This window comes from Virgibacillus alimentarius, from assembly GCF_000709085.1.
GTDB lineage: Bacteria > Bacillota > Bacilli > Bacillales > Amphibacillaceae > Virgibacillus_B > Virgibacillus_B alimentarius.
This window is the reverse complement of sequence record NZ_JFBD01000066.1, coordinates 13,710-28,004: the sequence shown is the minus strand read 5'-3', so window position 1 is coordinate 28,004 and position 14,295 is coordinate 13,710. Positions and strand designations below refer to the sequence as shown.

At 37.1% G+C, this 14,295-nt stretch carries 16 protein-coding genes and 1 pseudogene; 6 read left to right on the top strand and 11 right to left on the bottom strand.

Translation table 11 applies throughout. The annotated features are described in order from the left end of the window. Window positions 1-8: 8 nt before the first annotated feature. The 7 genes and pseudogenes from GZ63_RS0111025 to GZ63_RS18730 form a co-directional block, all read right to left on the bottom strand. Complete coding sequence (locus tag GZ63_RS0111025; protein ID WP_029269515.1) at window positions 9-848, bottom strand: ATP-binding cassette domain-containing protein; 840 nt, start codon at window positions 846-848, stop codon at window positions 9-11. Beyond that, window positions 841-1,705, bottom strand: a pseudogene (locus GZ63_RS16700) (alpha-D-ribose 1-methylphosphonate 5-phosphate C-P-lyase PhnJ). The gene GZ63_RS0111025 and the pseudogene GZ63_RS16700 overlap by 8 nt, the downstream one beginning before the upstream one ends. 2 nt (window positions 1,706-1,707) lie before the next feature. Then, window positions 1,708-2,811, bottom strand: a complete 1,104-nt coding sequence (locus tag GZ63_RS0111015) for a carbon-phosphorus lyase complex subunit PhnI (protein ID WP_029269513.1) — start codon at window positions 2,809-2,811, stop codon at window positions 1,708-1,710. After that, a complete protein-coding gene (gene phnH / locus GZ63_RS0111010) occupies window positions 2,811-3,407 on the bottom strand; it encodes a phosphonate C-P lyase system protein PhnH (RefSeq protein WP_029269511.1) in 597 nt (198 codons plus the stop codon). The genes GZ63_RS0111015 and phnH overlap by 1 nt, the downstream gene beginning before the upstream one ends. Window positions 3,408-3,452: 45 nt before the next feature. Beyond that, window positions 3,453-3,875: a phosphonate C-P lyase system protein PhnG gene (phnG, locus tag GZ63_RS0111005; protein ID WP_029269510.1), complete on the bottom strand. Its 423-nt coding sequence runs from the start codon at window positions 3,873-3,875 to the stop codon at window positions 3,453-3,455. A 130-nt stretch (window positions 3,876-4,005) separates the two neighbouring features. Further along, the gene (locus GZ63_RS18735) at window positions 4,006-4,278 is read right to left on the bottom strand and encodes a UTRA domain-containing protein (RefSeq protein WP_318842379.1); all 273 of its coding nucleotides are present in this window, start codon (window positions 4,276-4,278) and stop codon (window positions 4,006-4,008) included. Window positions 4,279-4,282: 4 nt separating this feature from the next. Continuing rightward, a complete protein-coding gene (locus GZ63_RS18730; protein WP_318842378.1) occupies window positions 4,283-4,708 on the bottom strand; it encodes a GntR family transcriptional regulator in 426 nt (141 codons plus the stop codon). Between the two features lie 255 nt (window positions 4,709-4,963). Here GZ63_RS18730 and GZ63_RS0110995 point away from each other — a divergent pair, with 255 nt between their 5' ends. From GZ63_RS0110995 to GZ63_RS0110975, 5 genes are all read left to right on the top strand, one after another. Beyond that, a complete protein-coding gene (locus tag GZ63_RS0110995; protein WP_029269508.1) occupies window positions 4,964-5,938 on the top strand; it encodes a PstS family phosphate ABC transporter substrate-binding protein in 975 nt (324 codons plus the stop codon). Window positions 5,939-6,021: 83 nt separating this feature from the next. Continuing rightward, complete coding sequence (gene pstC, locus GZ63_RS0110990) at window positions 6,022-6,978, top strand: phosphate ABC transporter permease subunit PstC (protein ID WP_029269506.1); 957 nt, start codon at window positions 6,022-6,024, stop codon at window positions 6,976-6,978. A 1-nt stretch (window position 6,979) separates the two neighbouring features. Next, window positions 6,980-7,864 (top strand): phosphate ABC transporter permease PstA, encoded by an 885-nt coding sequence (gene pstA, locus GZ63_RS0110985; protein ID WP_029269504.1) that lies wholly within the window; start codon window positions 6,980-6,982, stop codon window positions 7,862-7,864. Window positions 7,865-7,917: 53 nt separating this feature from the next. After that, complete coding sequence (gene pstB / locus GZ63_RS0110980) at window positions 7,918-8,751, top strand: phosphate ABC transporter ATP-binding protein PstB (RefSeq protein ID WP_029269502.1); 834 nt, start codon at window positions 7,918-7,920, stop codon at window positions 8,749-8,751. A gap of 150 nt (window positions 8,752-8,901) precedes the next feature. After that, the gene (locus GZ63_RS0110975) at window positions 8,902-9,108 is read left to right on the top strand and encodes a CDGSH iron-sulfur domain-containing protein (RefSeq protein WP_029269501.1); all 207 of its coding nucleotides are present in this window, start codon (window positions 8,902-8,904) and stop codon (window positions 9,106-9,108) included. Window positions 9,109-9,252: 144 nt separating this feature from the next. Here the strand turns inward: GZ63_RS0110975 and GZ63_RS17905 are convergent, their stop codons facing one another. Next, window positions 9,253-9,405, bottom strand: a complete 153-nt coding sequence (locus GZ63_RS17905; RefSeq protein WP_156947724.1) for a hypothetical protein — start codon at window positions 9,403-9,405, stop codon at window positions 9,253-9,255. A 701-nt stretch (window positions 9,406-10,106) separates the two neighbouring features. Here GZ63_RS17905 and GZ63_RS0110960 point away from each other — a divergent pair. Beyond that, on the top strand, window positions 10,107-10,769 hold the full coding sequence (locus GZ63_RS0110960; RefSeq protein WP_029269499.1) for a GntR family transcriptional regulator: 663 nt from the start codon (window positions 10,107-10,109) through the stop codon (window positions 10,767-10,769). A 52-nt stretch (window positions 10,770-10,821) separates the two neighbouring features. Here the strand turns inward: GZ63_RS0110960 and brnQ are convergent, their stop codons facing one another. From brnQ to GZ63_RS0110945, 3 genes are all read right to left on the bottom strand, one after another. Continuing rightward, window positions 10,822-12,177, bottom strand: coding sequence for a branched-chain amino acid transport system II carrier protein (gene brnQ / locus GZ63_RS0110955; RefSeq protein ID WP_029269497.1), 1,356 nt, complete (start codon window positions 12,175-12,177; stop codon window positions 10,822-10,824). Window positions 12,178-12,359: 182 nt separating this feature from the next. Continuing rightward, window positions 12,360-12,767 (bottom strand): secondary thiamine-phosphate synthase enzyme YjbQ, encoded by a 408-nt coding sequence (locus GZ63_RS0110950; RefSeq protein ID WP_029269495.1) that lies wholly within the window; start codon window positions 12,765-12,767, stop codon window positions 12,360-12,362. Window positions 12,768-12,815: 48 nt separating this feature from the next. Beyond that, the gene (locus GZ63_RS0110945; protein ID WP_029269493.1) at window positions 12,816-14,207 is read right to left on the bottom strand and encodes a DUF6612 family protein; all 1,392 of its coding nucleotides are present in this window, start codon (window positions 14,205-14,207) and stop codon (window positions 12,816-12,818) included. Window positions 14,208-14,295 lie beyond the last annotated feature (88 nt).

The following is a 14,295-nucleotide window of genomic DNA, read 5'->3' as shown; positions in this document are numbered from 1 at the left end:
TCATCCCCCTATATAAGTGAGTAGACCAGTTGTTGTGTATATGCACGCTGAGGATCCTCCAAAATTTGGTCAGTTAATCCTTCTTCAATAATCGAACCGTTTAGCATAACAACCGTACGGTCAGCTAACATTCGGATCACTGCTAGATCATGAGAGACTACAACCATACTTATCCCTAATTCCCGCTGTATTTTCTTAATTAAATCCAGAACATTTGCCTGTACAGATAAATCAAGCCCCGTCGTTACTTCATCCAAAAAAAGAATGGGCGGATTATTCGATAACGCTTTTGCAATTTGGACCCTTTGCTGCATTCCCCCAGAGAAGTTTTGCGGTTCTTCTTTCATTCGAAATAAAGGAATGTGTACACTATCCAGTAGATTTTTACTTGTTGCTTCCATTTCGTTTACATAACGTTTTCCTGCGGCAATTAATTTTTCTGCGATGTTCCCTATAGAAGAAAAGTCCATTTTTAATCCATGAACAGGGTTCTGGTAAACCATTCCATATTTATGGTTGCGAATAGAGCGCTTTTGCTGTGCTGATAATTCAAACATGTTTTTCCCCATCAGATCTGAATCATTGACATACGCTTCTCCCGATGTAACTGCTTCATCAAAGTACAAACATTGCATCATCGTGGATTTTCCACTTCCGCTCTCACCAACAATGCCAAGAATTTCTCCGGGAAATAAATCGAACGAAACATCTCTACATGCATAGACTGTTCCACATTTTGGACAGTAATTTTTTTGGAGGGATTCACTATGCCCTTCCTGACACTGTGTGCAGCCCTTTCCGAATTGCTTGTGCAAATGACGTACTTTTAATATTGGCTTTTCATACATAACTTTCCGCCACCTCACTTTTTTCATTTTCATTCAATCGTGAAATGCAGTAGCTTGTATCATTACATTGATAGATCGCATCACCCGTTTCCGGATCAATTATTTCATCCAAGAACGTTTTCGTTGCACCACATAGATGACAGCTTTTCCCTTCAAAGGATTCAACCGTAAATGGATAATCCTCAAAGGCAAGAGATTTCACTTCGGTATAAGGGGGTATGGCGTATATCTTCTTTTCTCTTCCGGCACCGAGCAACATAAGCGCATCCGACTGATGCATTTTTGGGTTATCAAATCTCGGAATCGGACTAGGAGCCATAACATACCTGTTATGAACGTATACAGGATGATCCTCTGCTGTCGAGGTTCTGCCGAATTTCATGATTTGTTCAAATAGCATGAGCCAAGCCGCGCTATATTCTTTTTCTGCATGTAATTTTTTTTGTTACATATTCCTTTGCTTCAACCTTACGAAGCGGCTCAGGCTCCGGAACTTGTAAAACGATAATTTGATCCTTTGTCAAAGGGACCTCGGGAATACGATGTCTTGATTGTATAATCGAAGCATCCTTGGTTTGATCTGTCAGCTTTACACCAGTTGTTTCGTGAACTAGTTTCTTAATGCTCACTGCATTAACAGACTCATCTGCCCCTTGATCAATGACCTTAAGTACATCTGGTTTTCCTATAATAGACAAGGTGATTTGCAAGCCCCCTGTCCCCCAGCCTCTCGCGATTGGCATCTCCCTTGAAGCAAACGGAACCTGATATCCGGGAATGGCCACTGCTTTTAAAATAGCACGACGAATCTCTTTTTTTGAACTTTCATCAAAAAACGCAAAATGCGTATTATGCATTATTATTGCCTTCCTTTCTTTACACGGCGGACACTATCCAACCTGGACTGAAATGTGACATAATGCGGTAATTTTAAATGGGAAATAAAACCCGTTGACTCAACCGAATCAATATGGAGTAACACAAATTCCTCGTCATGGGTTGGAAAATGATATTCCGGATGTTCCAAACATTGATCTAATATACTCATTGCAATTGCCTTCGTTTCATTTTGTCCATAACAGACACCATAGCCTATTTCAAATGCCAGTTCTTCCTCATGATCTTCATTTTTGATATTGACTGGTACAAAAGCCTCTACTTCTGTTATCTTTATTTTTCCAATGTAATAGTCATTTTCAGCATCATCCTCTATTTCATTTGGATGTTTAACATGAATTGGAACATGTCCTACACGCACTTCGCCCACCGTTGGATGGACCTGTCCATAACCACGCAATGAAGCATAACCCAATGATGTGACAGCTCCCGTTTGACCTCTCGTTAAAACTTGTAATCTGGCACTTCTTGGAGCCGGAAAATGAAGACTTTCCTTTGTAATATCAACCGGATCTGTATTATCTAGTGCATATTCTTCAAAAAGGCCTTCCTCCCGTAAGTACTCAACCACTTTCGTATAATAATGAACATGATCTGAAGGTACATTTTCTTGCAAAGCAGTTTCATAGTCTTTTAGCCATCTTTTATTTTTTTCTAAACTTTCATCTACTAAATTAAAATCCAACAATCGATGTGTATAATCAACGGTGGACCCTAATAACTGCCCACCCGGAATATCCTTAAAACTTGCTGAAATACGCCGTTCTACCAGCATTGTTTTAGTTTCCAAGGCTTGACTATAATAAAGGCGGGGTAGAGTCGAACGGTGTGCACGCATGAGAAAAACAGCTTCTTCCATATTACCTTCTGCCTGTTTAATAGAAAGTGCTGCTAGAAAAGGAGAATATAAACTGCTCTCTGACATAACTTGGTCAACCATGGCGCTCATTGTTGACATGATTGTATGCACGTCAAGAACTTTCTCTCCTTTTATACGGTCATACTTCACTCTTTTCATGGAAGCTTCAATCGCTTTTGTGCCGCCTTTCACTGCAACATAGCCCATTAGACCACCTCCATAAACTCAATGATACTTGTTCTAGGGACACCAGTGATTTGTGCTTCATTATCTACAAAAATCAAATCAATACCGAGCGGATATTCCTTCGTCCGTTCATTCCTTTCATTCCACATTCCAACAGTATAATCAAGATGTAGTTTTGCAGTGTGTTTAATTCCTGGTCCACTTAATGTAACTCCATCATGATTTGTTAGCGTCTTGCTTTCCATAATCCATGTAGCCGAATGCTCTGGATTGATAAGAGTGCCAATTTTACAATCTTCCATTGCACCGGTGATCATTGTTTCTGTCGTTCCACACAGGACAAAAATATAATCCGCTTCCGTAATCGGAGCATAGTTGGCTAATGTATATTCCGAAATTTTCTCGATTAAATCGCCATCATCATTAGGAAGGATATGAAAAGAAACTTCAGCATCAAGCAAAGTCATCGCGCAAAGTAACGTTGCATCAAAACAGGGGAGTGAATGATCCACTTTTTCTGCTGATTTCTGAATAGATGATATCGTTCCTGGCCTTGATAAACTATGCAATAATCTTCGGTAAACATATTGCAGATCATGTACTTGATCGATTAACATATTTATCTCTCCTCATCCTTTTCTCTTTTCTTTAAAATGATAGAATTACACATCCATCGTTTCGAAATCAACTTTCGTTTCAGATAAATCTGCTTGATGTTTTAACCGCTTTTCAATGATTCGCTGTTCTGCTTCTATTAGTTCCGCTTCCCATGATTCTGTTTCAGGCAGACCTGCCTGATAAGCCGCATCAATAATAGCCATATTTCTAGCTTTTTTCTCTTCCATTCCAACAATAATTCCAATACCGATACACGATTGAACCTCTACTTTTGCTTCTGTAATGAGAACTTCTCCCATGTAGAACAATGATTTTTTCGCAGATTCCCGCATCTTGATCATCGTCAATCCATACTGCGGCATGACTACTTCGCGGCATTCATACTTCTCCAAAATCATTGAAGCAAGATCCTGCGCTAAATTTGAATCATCCTGAATGAGAATTTCCGTTCGTTTGCGTCTTTTCATTTTCATGGCACCTCCTTCACAAGTTCATCTTATCTTGTCGCCAAGTTTGTGTGTATTAAGATCCGGTAAATTATTTGTAAATTCACTTAACAAAAAAGGCAGCGAAGGGAAAATAGCACCTTCCTGCCTTTTAATCGATCGTTATATCATATTTAAACTTATCACTTCTATAGATGATTTTTGTATATTCCAAAATTCTTTTAGAGGTTACGTCAATGCAATCCGTTTCAACTATGAGTAATGGTACTAGACTGTTGCATGCTAGCAATGATTGCTCATCAAGCGTAGGATGGGCAACACTTAGCATACTTTTACTGCTCGTAAACTCCGTATAGCCAAGTTTATGATAATAGGAAAACATGGATTCAATAGCATGTCCATCTTTCTTGATCATTGGAAACATTTCCTCACTCACAAATGAAATATGTAAAGCAATCGGCTCTCCATTGATATAGCGTACTCACATTGCCATCTTTCTCCGCTTGTAATATGTGATAAATTTTTGCGTCATAATCAATTTGTTCACAATAAATATTACGTGTCTTTAGATCATGCCCTAAATTTTTCATTTTTTCCGTGAAACTGTTTTTTCCAGTTAGATGTAATTCAATTTGCCTTGACTTCTCTTTTAAAAATCTTCCTTTTCCTTGTTTTGAATAAATATAACCACGTTGTTCCAGCTTTGCAAATGCACTCCTGACAGTCATTCGAGGCACCGAATACTTATTTGCAAGTTTGTTTTCAGATGGCAGCCTGGTCCCTGGCTCCAGTCTATTTGAAACAATTTGATGCATTAATTCGTCAATAATGCGTGCTTCCTTATTTTCGGACATACCCTTCATCTCCAATCATTCCATGAATCATGTACCCGCTTGTCAAACAAAAAAGCTCTCTCTATGAATCTATTCATAGCATATTGACCTTGATTCTGCCAACCTCTAATCGCTCATATAATCCTAATTCTTTTAAATTTACAAAACATTTACATGAAGGACATATTCACTTAATACTCGGTTGATACAATTCTAAATGAGAGGAAAAGAAAACCTCTTAAACAAAATAAACATCTATAGGGGAGGACAATTTGAATGAACTTCAAAAAGTATTTTGTATTCTTTGTATTAATTAGTTTCGCAATGATACTTACAGCATGTGGAAATGACTCAAAAGATGAAGAGGGAAATAAAGCAAAAGGAAAAGAATCAAATGAATTAGAAGGCAGTGTTGCTATTGATGGATCAGGAACGGTTTATCCTTTAATGTCCAAATTAGCTGAAGAATATATGGTGAATGAACAGGAAAATGTTTCTGTTGAAGTAAGCCGGGCAGGTACAAGTGCAGGATTTAAAAAATTTTTAGCTGAAGATGGAACTGACTTTAATGATGCATCACGTCAAATTAAAGATGAAGAAGCTAAAAAGGCAGAAGAACTAGGAATGGAAGTAAAGGAATTAAAAGTTGCATTAGATGGACTTACCTTTGTCGTTCATCCAGACAATGACTGGGCTACTGAACTTACCGAAAAAGATTTAAAAAAGATCTTTCTAAAGGATGAAAATATTGAAAAATGGTCAGATATCGATCCAGAATTTCCTGATGAAAAGATCAACACATATGGACCGAATGAAAATCACGGAACTTATGAGTTTTTCTATGAGAACATTTTAGAGGAAAAAGATCTAGTTAGTGATATTAACCTTCAACAAGAATACTCAACGCTCGTAAATCTTATTTCAGAAGATGTTAACGGGATTGCCTTCTTTGGCTTTGGTTACTATGTAAACAACCAAGATAAATTACAAGCAGTACATGTAGACTTCGGTGACGGTCCTGTTGAGCCATCTATTGATACAATCGCTGAAGACGGAGACTATGCTCCATTCACTCGGCCAGTGTTCACATATTTAAATGTTGATCAAGCTAAAGAAAAGCCGCAAGTTCTGGATTATGCAATTTACGTTATGAACCACGTAAATGAGTTCGCTGGCGAAACTGGATTTGCGCCACTGCCAGAAGAGGAAGTTCAAGAATATGTTGATTTCCTAGAAGGGCTTAAAGAATAAAAAAACAATTTTCATAGGATGAGAGCGAGAATTTGGCTCTCATCCTATTGTAACGATAAACATTGGAAAGGGTGCTCGACATAATGGCTGCAAACACCAAGATGAAAGACGATAATACTGTTCAGGTCAGAGAATTAATCGATCAAAAGAAACAGAAAAAAAGCTTTGCAAATCTAGTTGAGAAAGCAATCCCGTTCTTTCTCTTTATTATCACCTCCATCTCTATTTTTACAACAATAGGAATTATATTTACTTTATTAACGGAAACAATTGAATTTTTTAAACGGGTCCCTATTTTAGACTTCTTTACAGGTAATACACTTGAACCTTTAAGTCAAGATCCTAGTTTTGGTGTGTTACCACTTATAACAGGAACATTCTTTTCATCCGTAATTGCAATCATTGTAGCAGCTCCTATCGGTCTTATGTCAGCCATTTATTTAAGTGAGTATGCATCAGATAGAGTAAAGAAAACAATCAAACCATTATTGGAAGTACTTGCTGGTATACCCACTATTGTGTACGGTTTTTTTGCTTTTACATTCGTTACACCCATTTTAAGAGAAATCATTCCCGGACTTGAGCCAACAAATATTCTTAGCCCTGGAATTGTCATGGGAATTATGATTATTCCGATGATCGCCTCCATGTCTGAGGATGCAATGTCTTCTGTCCCTAACTCCATGCGAGAAGGAGCATTAGGATTAGGAGCTACAAAATTAGAGGTTACAACGCGCGTCGTTATTCCGGCAGCTTTATCAGGCATTATTGCTTCTTTCGTTTTAGGAATATCCCGCGCAATTGGCGAAACAATGATCGTAACCATTGCAAGTGGAAGTTCTAAAAACTTCACCTTTGATATTACACAATCCATGCAAACAATGACTGCATACATTGTGGAAGTAACTGGCGGAGATGCCCCTGCTGGTTCAACGATCTATTACAGTTTATATGCAGTTGCCATGACTCTCTTTGTTTTTACACTAATCATGAACTTAGCAGCAAGATATATCTCTCGTAGGTTTAGGGAGGAGTATTAAAATGAAGTATGTTCATACAGCACAAGTACAAAACAAATTAAATATGCGCCTCATAAAAAATAACATTTCAAAAATAATCTTCTTCCTTTCTACTATCTTTGGCCTGATTATGCTTGGAATTTTAATCGCACGCGTCCTTATTCAAGGAATAGATTGGATCAATATGGATTTTATTACCGGAAAATTATCAACGCAAGCAGACAAAGCAGGTATTATGGGCGCAATTCTTGGTACATTTTGGCTAATGGTTGTCGTTGCACCAGTTACCATGTTTTTAGGCGTTGGAACTGCTATTTATCTAGAATTGTACGCAAAAAAAGGACGACTGCAAGCGATTATTCAAACAAATATCTCGAATTTAGCTGGTGTACCGTCCATTGTTTACGGAATTCTAGGATTGACGATTTTTGTTCGAGCAATGGAACTTGGAAATATTGTCTTTGCTGGTGGTTTAACAATGTCATTACTCGTGCTACCAATCGTAGTTGTCGCAAGTCAAGAGGCTATTCGTTCCGTGCCACAACATTTAAGTGAAGCATCCTACGGAATGGGAGCCACAAAATGGCAAACCATCAAAAATATTATACTTCCTGCAGCTTTGCCCGGAATATTAACAGGCGCTATTTTGTCCCTATCACGCGCTATTGGAGAAACTGCTCCACTTGTCGTCATTGGTATTCCTGCATTATTAATCCCTTTTCCAGGAGGTATTACGGACCGTTTTACGGTGCTTCCAATGCAAATCTATTATTGGACGCTTGATTCATCACTTACAGCCGAATATGCGAATCTTGCCGCTGCAACAATTATTGTCTTGTTATTCGTGTTACTTATCTTAAATTCAGCTGCTGTTATTATTCGAAATAAATTTCAAAAACGATTTTGATTTGCCCTTTTTTTAAAGAAATTGCCATGAAATCTCTTAAGGAGTGAAACATAATGAGTATTTTATTAGATTATCAACAAACAAGTGATCACACACTAACAAAAAAAGACTTAGGAAACTATCTACCGGTTAAAAAGGTTGTCTATGATACACAGGATTTAAACCTTTGGTACAGTGATGTGCATGCTTTAAAGGATATTAACCTATCCATCTACGAAAAAGAGGTAACTGCCATTATTGGACCTTCAGGCTGCGGGAAATCCACATACTTAAAGACTTTGAATCGCATGGTTGAACTTGTACCTGGAGTCCAAACAACCGGAACCATTCTGTATAACGGGAAAAGTATTTTCGATAGAACGCTCAAAGTTGAAGATTTAAGAACTCGTGTTGGAATGGTCTTCCAGAAGCCAAACCCCTTCCCAAAATCCATCTATGAAAATATTGCGTATGGACCGAAAATACATGGAATCCGAAATAAAAAAGTACTCAATCAAATTGTTGAGCGTAGTCTTCGCGGGGCTTATATATGGGATGAAGTAAAGGATCGACTCCATGAAAATGCCTACGAGTTATCCGGCGGACAGCAACAGCGCCTATGCATTGCACGCTGCTTAGCTATAGAACCAAATGTCATTTTAATGGATGAACCTACTTCAGCACTCGACCCTAAGTCAACACATAAGGTTGAAGAGCTAATCCAAGAATTAAAACAAGAGTACTCCATCATTGTGGTGACACATAATATGCAACAAGCCGCCCGTATTTCAGATAAAACCGCCTTCTTTTTAAACGGGGAGGTGGTAGAATACGATAACACAAATTTAATATTCAATAATCCGACAGATAAGCGCACGGAAGATTATATTTCAGGGCGATTCGGTTAATTAGAAAGATTAAGATCTCTATATGATTAAATACTAGAATATATTTCCTTTACTTGCATATGTATAAAAACATATACGTTTGTTATAGAATAAATACGGGAATACTGGATAATATGGTATATTATTAGATTTATATAGGGAGTTGATCAAATGACTGAGTCAAAGGTTCGTGTAAATGATAATGGACCCTATATTGTAACTGGTTCATTCGAATTGACAGATGCGACAGGGGAAAAATTTGAAACAAAAAAGGCAATATCATTATGTCGTTGCGGGCATTCAGAGAATAAACCTTTTTGCGATGGATCTCATAAAAAGATCGACTTTGACAGTGCTCCGCGTGCAGACAAAAACTAATTCGACGAGACATTCACAATTGACTTTCATGGTGACTAAAAAATCCGAAGAAAAGACGATTTTCCTAATTGGAAGGAGGAAATCGTCTTTTCTAAATCTCCGATAGATAAACTTTCATGTATCTATTCAATTTTCACCATAGTCTCACTTCCTATTTATTATCTTTCCCAGTGACTTTTGATTGACCACCAATATGCTTGAAAACTTATTGCTGATCTTTCTTATCGTGTCACACGCAAAATCCTCTTCTGGTATGCCAGCGCCATAAAGAATAGTAACGGCAAGTTTCTGTGGCATAAACCCACTCCTTGAGGCTCAGGTGTTAAAATTTCATCAAAATACTGATGATGGTAATTTAATAATATATCACTCCAGAAACATACGTTCATTTTCAGCATCTGCCGTATCGTATGGATTTCTTTTAAACTCCAGCGCTGGCGAGAACAATCAGTATCAGAGCCAGTATAGGGAATATAATCAATAACCAATTAATAAAAACCAAAGTTTGAATCATAAGGCTATTGCGATTACCAAACTTTCTTTTGATATACAATATAGATATTAAGCCAATAAACGAAGAAAACAATAAGAAAAGTCCTCCAAAAGTGGATATGGAACCATCGAATAACATCTCAATGAAGTAAGCGGTATACATTAAATTGATCACAAGCAATACGATCGGAAACAATAATTTATTTGAAAAGATGGATGAAATCATCACCACTCCCTTTTACAGGTAAAATTCCAGGTACGGGATTTGTTACACCTAACACATGAATCTGCCCCCCTTTAGCTTTCTAATAAAACTCCCCAATGCATACCATCCTCTCTATTGCCATTATATGTTTTAAATCATTCCTAATATGACTTTATTTGCTTCAGAAGAAAGATCTCGTATTTCTAGTTTCATTGTTAAACGCAATATATTGTATATCAAAGTGATTGTTTTTATAGTATAATAGGCACATATAATACATCATATTGGAGGGTGAATCATTATGCCAATACCAATTGATCATTCAAGGCCAACTCGCAAATCCGCAAAGGAAAGCGCATTCACTCAACTACAACAATGGATTATCGATGGAACTTTGCACCCCGGTGAAAAGTTGAATGATTCTGAACTCGCTGAAGCACTTGGTGTGAGCAGGACTCCTATTCGGGAATCATTACAGTTATTAGAAGCACAGGGCTTTGTAAAAATGTATCCGGGTAAAGCGACACAAGTAACGGAAGTGGAAAAAGACTCACTCAATGACCTTCTCCCTACTCTCGCTGCATTACAAGCCTTATCCGCTGAACTAGCCATTGCCAATATAACTGATCAGACGATTACACTTCTGGAGAATACGAATGAGCGTTTTTCCAAAGCAATTCATTCAGAAAACTACTTCTCCGCTTTAAAAGTTGATGAGGAATTTCACCAAATCATTGTAAACACAGCTAATAATGCCTATATTCATAATATCGTTACTTACTTACAAGCTCATGTTCGAAGACTATTTTTCCATAACTCTATCTTTCTAACCAAACAATCAATTACCGAACACAAGACAGTAATTCAATTAATGAAGAAAAAGAAGATCAATGAAGTTTCTGCAGTGATGCGGAAAAACTGGCTTCGGGCAATCGATGAATTTCGCTTATTTAAAAAGCAGTAAGTAAAAGCCGTTTTCTATATCAATGAATAGAAAACGGCTTTTATATTTTATATTATGCGTGAGCGGTAGATAGCTGCTGTACTCGTGCTATGATTCCTGTGATCAAGATAACAGCAAGCACAGGCACCAGCCAGCCCAGTCCCTCATTATATAATGGCAATGATTTTTCATAAAAAGCTATTATCGATGTCAGCCATCCGGCATAGTCCATTTCAAATTGATCGAAAAGCGTCTTGATACCATCAATAATACTAATCATAAATGTAACAATTGTAGCCGATACATAAACCATTCTTGAATGGTTAAACAATGGGGACAAGAAAGCTAAAAGCATCACCACAATGGCAAGCGGATATAGAAACATCAAAACAGGGACTGAGTAGTTAATAATATTTGTCAATCCGAAATTTGCAATGATAAATGTGAGCGTTGTAAAGAACGTGACAAATACTTTGTAACTTACTTTCGGAAATAGGGAATGGAAGTATTCCCCACACGATGTCATCAGCCCTATACTTGTTGTCAAACAAGCAAGGATAATAATAATGGATAACATCATCGTTCCTGCTAGTCCAAAGTAATGCGAAGCAGCATTCCCTAATACAGGTCCTCCAGTCTCAAAAAGGCCAAATACTTCCGTGCTTGTTGCTCCCAAATATGCAATGCCTGTATAAATGATGCCTAAAAATAAGACTGCAACAATACCTGATTTCGCTGTTGCTGCCAGTACACCTTGAGTGGATTTCACACCAAACGATCGGATAGCATTGATAACGATAATACCAAACACAAGAGAAGCTAACGCATCCATTGTGTTATAACCTTCTAAAAACCCATTTAGGAAGGCTCCGCTTTTATATGCTTCTTGTGGTGCTTCAATAGACCCCATCGGATTTATGATAGCCGTCACTAACAAAAATATCAAAAGAACAATGATAGCCGGAGATAATAGTTTACCAAATCGTTCAACTAGTTTTGCCGGAGTAAGTGAAAGCCAAAGGGAAGCTGCAAAGAATAGTGCTGAGAATAGGAATAAGCTTATTTGACTATATTCCTCACTTACAAACGGTGTTATCCCAACGTCATACGCAACTGCACCTGTACGTGGAGCTGCAAAAAATGGACCGATCGTCAAATATAGTAGACTAGTAAAAATAATACCATAAATCGGGTGAATTCTTCCTGCAAGTTCCTGTAAATTACGACTTCCTGAAAAACCTATTGCTAAAATTCCCAAAAATGGGAGCCCGACACCCGTAATCAAAAACCCGATTACCGCAGGCCAAAGATTCTCACCCGCATTTTGACCGAGTGTGGCAGGGAAAATTAAATTTCCTGCTCCAAAAAATAGCGCAAATAACATAACCCCGATTATAAAATAGGATGAAAATGATAGTTTCTTATTCATGTAAACGCCCCTTGATGTTAAACTCTATTGTCAGATTCTTTTGCTAAATGCAATATATTAGTGAATCTATATTACTATCTTTTTCTGCAAAATGCAATATATCATACTAAATTTTTTGATGATTTCGACATAAATTGACAATGCCTACCGCCTCCATGCTGGCGATAGGCTAAATTGATCGTTTATCCTTCTATTATTTTCACTAATACTTTTCGCTTCCTCGGACCATCAAATTCACAAAAATAAACACTTTGCCATGTACCTAAGATCAAACTGCCATCTGAAACAATCAACATTTCGCTTGCACCCACCACTGAAGATTTCATGTGACCATCTGAATTTCCCTCCATATGAATATATTCTTTTTTGTTCGGAAAGGTTTCATTCAATCCTAATTTCAAATCCGTTTTCACATCTGGATCTGCATTTTCATTGATAGTGATGGCGGCTGTTGTATGCGGACAATAAACGATCATAATCCCATCTTGTATTCCGCTTTCAGTAAGAGCCAGCTCCAACTGTTTGTCCAAATTGGTAAACGATTGCTTTTCTGTTGTAGAGATCTCAAAGGAATATAATGTCTTGCTCAACCTGATCCGTCTCCTTCCAATCTTTTCTTAATTACCCTTAAAAAAATATTACTGCACAAACCCTGCTAAATATTGATCCTGCATCAGTACCTCATATGAATCCTGATTTCGGGTCACATCAACCTCCACGATTTTTGGTTCTGTTAAAGCTTCTACCTCATTATACTTTTGAATTAATATTTCTATATTTTTTGCATCTAGCTCTTCCTTGCCAATCTCTTCATTCTCATAGAGTTCCTTTAATTCTTGTCCAGCTTCTTGATAGATAGAAGCATCATCAATCCCCTCAACCGAGACGGTAACGGCTATATCTCTTTCTGTTTGGACTGTTACATCTACAATTTCATATTTGGTTTTTGAAAGTGCACCCAAAAAGGCATCAGCCAAATCGTTAATTTGCTTGTCTGAAACACTCGATCCTTGCATATTTTGTTTTGTGTTTTGAATATAGAAATCTTTAAATAGATTTTTTTGCATTTGCCCGTCTGATTTTTTATCTTCTTTAGAATCCGGGGCCTTTTCCATGTATTTATCTACATTTTGAAAAACAGTTGCTTGAATCAATGCATCAACATAAGCAGATGCCTCTTCTTCATATTTTTTCTCGTCTTTTTTACTTAATGCATGTGATTTATCTTTCTCCTTTGTAGTTTTGTCACCCGTGAAATCGGGTTTTTTGATCTCATCAATGTCATTATAGTTCGAATACTCATATACTACCTTTTGATCATAATCACGATTCTTTCCATCAACAAATTGAGAATACTTCATTTCCTCTTCAAAGGTTTCAATTTGATTCGTATCTTTGTTAATTTCTACTGTGATAGTTAGCTTATCGACGGTAAGGTCTTTCGCTTCGACATCTCTCCCCAAAACATCTGCTAAATTTTCATTATATGTATCAGCAAATCCTTGCATTAATTGCAATTTATCTTTATCACTTCCACTATAAGTAAGAATGAAATGTTCATCCTTATCCTCCATATCAAATTTCTCATATAGATCGGAATCAAACTCTTTTAAGTAATGAATTTGATTTTTATGTTGACTCATTTGATTATCAAATTTCATTGCAAATACATTTTTTTCTTCGATTTGTGGCGCTTCTGTCTTGCCATCTAACGAAAGAAGAAAGCCATCCTTATCTTTATACATCACTACCCCTTCATTATATTTCAAAAACCCCACACTATTTTTATAATCATATTTTTCAACGCCCTTATCCTGTCCACCTTCATAAGACTCCATAAATTCAACTTCCAGTGATTCCAGATCCTTATGTGCCTCTTCCGTCTTTTTTAAAATTTCAGCAACGGATTGTTCCTTCGCTGAGGTATCTTTGGAGTCTGAATCCTTTGATTTAGATACGGAAGAATCGGAATTACATGCTGCTAGTAATAATAAACATAAAACAATAAATAATACCAAAAATTTCCTCAAAGTTCCTTCCCTCTCTATCATTTAAAAAATTCATGCTATTTGCATTATATACGAAAAAGAAATTTATTACATTAAAAAGGGGGAAGGG

What these genes read in the sequence shown, in the direction of transcription:
- GZ63_RS0111025 (WP_029269515.1), bottom strand. Translation starts at nt 848, where the DNA reads ATGTATGAAAAGCCAATATTAAAAGTACGTCATTTGCACAAGCAATTC.
- GZ63_RS0111015 (WP_029269513.1), bottom strand. Translation starts at nt 2,811, where the DNA reads ATGGGCTATGTTGCAGTGAAAGGCGGCACAAAAGCGATTGAAGCTTCC.
- phnH (WP_029269511.1), bottom strand. Translation starts at nt 3,407, where the DNA reads ATGTTAATCGATCAAGTACATGATCTGCAATATGTTTACCGAAGATTA.
- phnG (WP_029269510.1), bottom strand. Translation starts at nt 3,875, where the DNA reads ATGAAAAGACGCAAACGAACGGAAATTCTCATTCAGGATGATTCAAAT.
- GZ63_RS18735 (WP_318842379.1), bottom strand. Translation starts at nt 4,278, where the DNA reads ATGTTTCCAATGATCAAGAAAGATGGACATGCTATTGAATCCATGTTT.
- GZ63_RS18730 (WP_318842378.1), bottom strand. Translation starts at nt 4,708, where the DNA reads ATGTCCGAAAATAAGGAAGCACGCATTATTGACGAATTAATGCATCAA.
- GZ63_RS0110995 (WP_029269508.1), top strand. Translation starts at nt 4,964, where the DNA reads ATGAACTTCAAAAAGTATTTTGTATTCTTTGTATTAATTAGTTTCGCA.
- pstC (WP_029269506.1), top strand. Translation starts at nt 6,022, where the DNA reads ATGGCTGCAAACACCAAGATGAAAGACGATAATACTGTTCAGGTCAGA.
- pstA (WP_029269504.1), top strand. Translation starts at nt 6,980, where the DNA reads ATGAAGTATGTTCATACAGCACAAGTACAAAACAAATTAAATATGCGC.
- pstB (WP_029269502.1), top strand. Translation starts at nt 7,918, where the DNA reads ATGAGTATTTTATTAGATTATCAACAAACAAGTGATCACACACTAACA.
- GZ63_RS0110975 (WP_029269501.1), top strand. Translation starts at nt 8,902, where the DNA reads ATGACTGAGTCAAAGGTTCGTGTAAATGATAATGGACCCTATATTGTA.
- GZ63_RS17905 (WP_156947724.1), bottom strand. Translation starts at nt 9,405, where the DNA reads ATGCCACAGAAACTTGCCGTTACTATTCTTTATGGCGCTGGCATACCA.
- GZ63_RS0110960 (WP_029269499.1), top strand. Translation starts at nt 10,107, where the DNA reads ATGCCAATACCAATTGATCATTCAAGGCCAACTCGCAAATCCGCAAAG.
- brnQ (WP_029269497.1), bottom strand. Translation starts at nt 12,177, where the DNA reads ATGAATAAGAAACTATCATTTTCATCCTATTTTATAATCGGGGTTATG.